Origin of the sequence: Catenibacterium sp. RTP21428st1_D7_RTP21428_210409 (assembly GCF_040227455.1) — a bacterium.
GTDB lineage: Bacteria > Bacillota_I > Bacilli_A > Erysipelotrichales > Coprobacillaceae > Catenibacterium > Catenibacterium mitsuoka_A.
Map to the genome: position 1 here is coordinate 1 of NZ_JBEHVX010000129.1, position 4,760 is coordinate 4,760.

Sequence of the window (4,760 nt, forward strand, 5' to 3'; positions counted from 1 at the left end):
TTGATGATAAAACTTAATAGAAATATTATGAAAGTTGATTTATGTCTTGACAACGGTCATTTCATAACAGTAATTATTAATGGTGTATCTTATACTTGTTTAACTGATGAAGAATACGAAGATTTACAGACAGTAGCTGCTTATGAAGAAAGAAAAAAGAGTAAAGATTTTAAAACCATTAGCTTTGATGAATTCTTAAAAGACAGAGAAGAAAAGTATGGAGTTAAATTTTGATATTGAAATCGAACCATACACTATAGAAATTATAGACAACATTGATTATTATAACTATATTAGATTCAGAAACTTCTCTATAGGAATCTTTCTAACCAAAGAATTACGAAAAGTCAAGGGAATAGTTGAGGCCAATCCACATATTGGCAAGAAGGTTCAAACAAACAAATATAAGTATGTCATGCCAACTACCAAAGCAGTCTTATATTATGAAATAATAGAAAATAGCAGAAATATCATTTTCTATGATTACAAACCTTTCAAACAGAATAAATACCTGTATTAAAATACCTGCTCATCAATGAGCAGGTATTTTAATAATTTGGTGTATGTACTTTATTTAACAATTCTTCTGTTACTTCTTTGGCAGGTAATGTTTGATCAATATGTCCAACCGATAATAGTGCTTCTAAACGTAGATTCTTTGGAAAATGAAAGATATTTCTAATATAGTCCTCAGTTGAATCTTCTGTAGATGATACTCTATTTCTTCCCTGAATCCAGCAGCCGCCTAACCCTAGTGATGAAGCCATATAATGCATAGTCAAGATGACATTACTGCAGTCTTCTACCCAGACATCCGTCTTATCTTCATCACCCAATACAATAATACAGGCACCTGCCCCTTCTAGCATCTGACTTCCTGCTTTTCTACATTGAGATAATTGTGTTAATAGTTTTGAATCAGTGACTACAATGAGTTCTTCTGGTTTAATATTACGTCCACTTGGTGCAAGTAATCCTGCTTCTACAATTTTATCCAACAATTCTTTTTCTACAGGTTCTCCAGTATATTGTCTATAGCTTCTTCTTTGTTTTAATAAGTCTAAAAAATCCATATAATCACCCTTTCTTTGCTCCATTATAACATATTGACATGTGTTGTGGTTTTTCTATAATGAGGGTAAAGGAGTGTGATATTTATGCGTATGTTACGTACAATTATATTAGATATTCTTATTTTCATTCTTGTGAATGTATTATGTTTCTCAATGATTTGTCCAAGTATTATAAATAGTGCTATACAGAATGATGAAATTACCCAGGAAATGACAAATAAGGTTATGACAGTTATTAACCAATACACATACCGTCTTCCTGACATAACTATAAAAAAGATACAAGCAGATATTAGTCAATCTCAATCTATGACCGCACTAACAAGTAAATATAGTCAGGCTATTATTAAACAGATGGCTACAGGTGAAGAAAATAAAGAAGATATGACACCTTATATCAATAACCTTGCACAGGAATGTTTTGAGATTGTAGAGAAGGATACAGATATTACATTACCTAGTATATTAAAGACATCACTTACTAAATTGATTTCTTCTGGTTTAGTATCTCAGGGTATTGATCAGTATGTGGATGATTATATTAGTAAACAATCTCCTAAGAGATTAAAGATGATACAGATTTTCTATCAGTTAACACTTGATTCTAATCGAATGATTATGGGTGTTATACTTATTGTATTATGTTTGATTCAGTTGATTGTAGATAAGTTATATGGATTAACTGCATTAGGTGTAACAGGTGTATTATCTGGACTAAATGTAAGCTATATTATGCCACTCGCAATTAGTGAAGGGGCTAGTTCTTATTTGAATCGTACAGTCATCTTTGATCCATCAATACTTAGAACACCAGGAATGATGATATGTGGTATATCTGTTGTAGTAGTAATAATCGCACAACTAATCATGAGAAAAACAGCTAGAAAATTAATCTAGCTGTTTTTGACTAGAACAAATTACCCCCTAGTTGTATTATCTTTAAAAAGCATGGGAATAATATGGGATTCTTAAAGAAGAAAATAAAAGACTATTTCATGCGTTCTTTCTTCAATTTCCGCATCAAACTCTTCTTTAGTAAGACGTACTCTAATTTATTGATTTTTCATGCATAAGACCTCTTTTTCTTGACTTCATCGTGCAAAAAAAGACCTGCATTATGCAAGTCTTGTATCTATTCTCATACTGCTGTTAATAACTGAGGCTTTTTCGAAGAGGAGAAGCTTCTTTTTCTTTTCTACACCAGAAGCATAGCCTTTTAAGTTACCCTTAGAACCGATTACACGGTGTGAAGGGATGATTAACGCAATATGATTATGACCAATAGCACCACCAACTGCCTGTGCTGACATTTCTTTCTTATTACCATATTTTGCGATAGCTTTCGCAATATCACCATAAGTGATTGTTTCACCATAGGGGATGTGCTGGATAATAGTCCAGATCATTCTCTGGAATGGTGTTCCCTGCATCTTAATAGGTGGACAGAAGTTAGGAACGATTCCATCAAAGTATAGATTTAACCAGGCAATTGTCTGATCAAAGACTGGTAAATCCTGTTCTACTGGTTCCTTTAAAATATCTGCATAATATTTATCATCTTCAAACCATAAACCAATTAGTGATTCACCATCACTTGCCATAGTAATGTTTCCAATAGGAGACTGGTATTTTTTAATATATTCCATTATTTTTTACCTCCAAAAAATAAACAAAAAAAGCATTAGCGTACGCAAAAAAGAATTTCTTTTTATACGTATAGCTAATGCTTTGTGAATGACATGCTATAAAATATTCCTTTGTTGGTTGTATTGTAACACAATTATTTCACAAGGTCAATCTTAGACTTCATCTTCCTGCCTGATTTCATCTAAATAAATCCTGTCTTCTTCTACTATAAAGTGCCAGTATTCAATAAAGATTCCTTTATTATCCTGAGTGACTTCATTACCTTTGATCATTCTATCTCTCATCTTACCTTCTATATAAGACCAGAAGTAGTCATCACCTACTTCTACAACCATTGTTTTAAGAAGTCTGATATCAGAAAGTTCATTACGTATACCTTCATACTCCCACCAGTTAAGTTTTGTTTTCCATTGTTCATACAGAGATGGAGAAAGGCATTGTTTAAGAATATCCATATCTCTATCATTCCATGCATTCTGAATAGTGTAATAGTAATCAGCGACTACTTTGTTCATCTTCTTTTCATCAAAGGATGAGTTATTCTTTTCTGCTAGTCCTCTTTTCATATCCTTATGCATGGAGACAGCTTTATATCTACGACGATATTTTTTCATATATGAAAAACCATATGATATAAAAGAAAAAGTTATTAAACTAGCAATACGTCTTTCGGGTGTATCAACATATCTTACAGGAGAAGAAGAATGATGGGATGGAGAACCACTGCCTCCTCCACCACCTCCACTTGATCCTCCTCCCCCGCCACCTGCTCTTGCGTAAACAGGGGAAATAGAAAAACATAATATATATACAATAAATAAACATCTAATTAATTTCTTCATAAATCCTCCTAAGAGATTAGAAACATTACTAATATCATGAATACCATGATACATACCAAAAAGCCTAAGATACATAGTAATAAACCTAGCCACCAAATAAGTGTTCTTTCTTTTCTAGTAATAATAGAAAAGATAAGTCCTACAAAAGAAAATACGGGGCCAAGCAGAATGATATCTGTATAAGAATAAGGAGCATGGTTGGCACTATAAAAATAGATTAAAAATGCTGTGATAGATAAAAAACCACATATAAGTGGTATAGAGTTCATTTTTTTCATAGACAAAGTATAACATAAAAAAAGAATGATAAGAAATATATCTTATCACTCTTTAATAAGTCTTATTCGTACTTAGCGACGATTTTATCGTATTCACCGTTCTTCTTTAGGTTAGCTAAACCTTTGTTGAACTTCTTTAATAATTCTTTGTTTTCGCCTTTTAACACTGCAAAACCATAATATGCTGGACTTTCTTTACCACAAGGAATATCGAAGTTTAACTGACCTGTTTTAACCATATATTTTAATACTGGATAGTCTTCAAAACATGCAGCTGCTTCACCAGATTTAACTTTTTCAAACATGAATGTTGATTCTTCTACAACTTCTAGTTTGAATCCATATTTATCTTTAATAGACTGAGCATATTTTAATCCTGCAGTAGATGTTTTAGCAACTACAGTCTTACCTTTTAAATCAGCATAACCTTTAATACCTGAATTTTTTGCAACACCCATTGAAACACCTGTTTCATAGTACTGATCTGAGAAATCATATTTTTGTTTTCTTTCATCATTGATTGACATACCTGCAATAACACCATCAGCTTCACCTGATTCTAGTGCTGTACATGCAGCATCAAAACCTAATGAGTTAATCTTAATCTTGAATTTCTGATCCTTAGCAATAGCTCTGATTAAGTCCATATCGACACCAACTAATTTACCAGAATCATCTTCCATTTCGAATGGAGGATATGTTTTATCAGTCGCAATAATGTAAGTTTTTTCTTCGTTCTTACTACTAGAATTTCCTCCACATCCTACTAATGAAACTGCCATTAAACCTGCTAATACAATAGCACCGAACTTCTTCATTTTCATAATCGTTTCCTCCCTTATATATCGGTAGTGTCAAAAATCTATATCACATAGCATAAATACACTACCCTCAATTTTATCTATATAAACAGTAAAATG

General features: G+C 32.2%; 7 protein-coding genes. 2 read left to right on the forward strand and 5 right to left on the reverse strand.

The annotated features are described in order from the left end of the window. A partial coding sequence (locus ABUA27_RS12155; RefSeq protein ID WP_349820811.1) for a hypothetical protein occupies positions 1-234 on the forward strand: 234 nt, incomplete at its 5' end. Positions 235-548: 314 nt separating this feature from the next. Here ABUA27_RS12155 and ABUA27_RS12160 read toward each other — a convergent pair. Then, positions 549-1,097 carry a nitroreductase family protein gene (locus ABUA27_RS12160; RefSeq protein WP_349820812.1) on the reverse strand — a complete coding sequence of 183 codons (549 nt, stop codon included), beginning with the start codon at positions 1,095-1,097 and terminating at the stop codon, positions 549-551. A gap of 60 nt (positions 1,098-1,157) precedes the next feature. Here ABUA27_RS12160 and ABUA27_RS12165 point away from each other — a divergent pair, with 60 nt between their 5' ends. Beyond that, complete coding sequence (locus ABUA27_RS12165; protein ID WP_349820813.1) at positions 1,158-1,970, forward strand: hypothetical protein; 813 nt, start codon at positions 1,158-1,160, stop codon at positions 1,968-1,970. 218 nt (positions 1,971-2,188) lie between these two features. Here the strand turns inward: ABUA27_RS12165 and ABUA27_RS12170 are convergent, their stop codons facing one another. The 4 genes from ABUA27_RS12170 to ABUA27_RS12185 all read right to left on the reverse strand — a co-directional run bounded on the left by ABUA27_RS12170 (position 2,189) and on the right by ABUA27_RS12185 (position 4,664). Next, on the reverse strand, positions 2,189-2,719 hold the full coding sequence (locus tag ABUA27_RS12170) for a methylated-DNA--[protein]-cysteine S-methyltransferase (protein WP_022425436.1): 531 nt from the start codon (positions 2,717-2,719) through the stop codon (positions 2,189-2,191). A gap of 153 nt (positions 2,720-2,872) precedes the next feature. After that, a complete protein-coding gene (locus ABUA27_RS12175) occupies positions 2,873-3,562 on the reverse strand; it encodes a TIM44-like domain-containing protein (RefSeq protein ID WP_349820814.1) in 690 nt (229 codons plus the stop codon). An 8-nt stretch (positions 3,563-3,570) separates the two neighbouring features. After that, the gene (locus tag ABUA27_RS12180; RefSeq protein WP_349820815.1) at positions 3,571-3,840 is read right to left on the reverse strand and encodes a hypothetical protein; all 270 of its coding nucleotides are present in this window, start codon (positions 3,838-3,840) and stop codon (positions 3,571-3,573) included. 62 nt (positions 3,841-3,902) lie between these two features. Continuing rightward, complete coding sequence (locus tag ABUA27_RS12185) at positions 3,903-4,664, reverse strand: transporter substrate-binding domain-containing protein (protein WP_055234609.1); 762 nt, start codon at positions 4,662-4,664, stop codon at positions 3,903-3,905. Positions 4,665-4,760: the final 96 nt, after the last annotated feature.

Excerpts from the sequence above, each read along its gene's own strand:
- ABUA27_RS12175 (WP_349820814.1), bottom strand. The coding sequence starts at position 3,562 with ATGAAGAAATTAATTAGATGTTTATTTATTGTATATATATTATGTTTT.
- ABUA27_RS12165 (WP_349820813.1), top strand. The coding sequence starts at position 1,158 with ATGCGTATGTTACGTACAATTATATTAGATATTCTTATTTTCATTCTT.
- ABUA27_RS12170 (WP_022425436.1), bottom strand. The coding sequence starts at position 2,719 with ATGGAATATATTAAAAAATACCAGTCTCCTATTGGAAACATTACTATG.
- ABUA27_RS12180 (WP_349820815.1), bottom strand. The coding sequence starts at position 3,840 with ATGAAAAAAATGAACTCTATACCACTTATATGTGGTTTTTTATCTATC.
- ABUA27_RS12160 (WP_349820812.1), bottom strand. The coding sequence starts at position 1,097 with ATGGAGCAAAGAAAGGGTGATTATATGGATTTTTTAGACTTATTAAAA.
- ABUA27_RS12185 (WP_055234609.1), bottom strand. The coding sequence starts at position 4,664 with ATGAAAATGAAGAAGTTCGGTGCTATTGTATTAGCAGGTTTAATGGCA.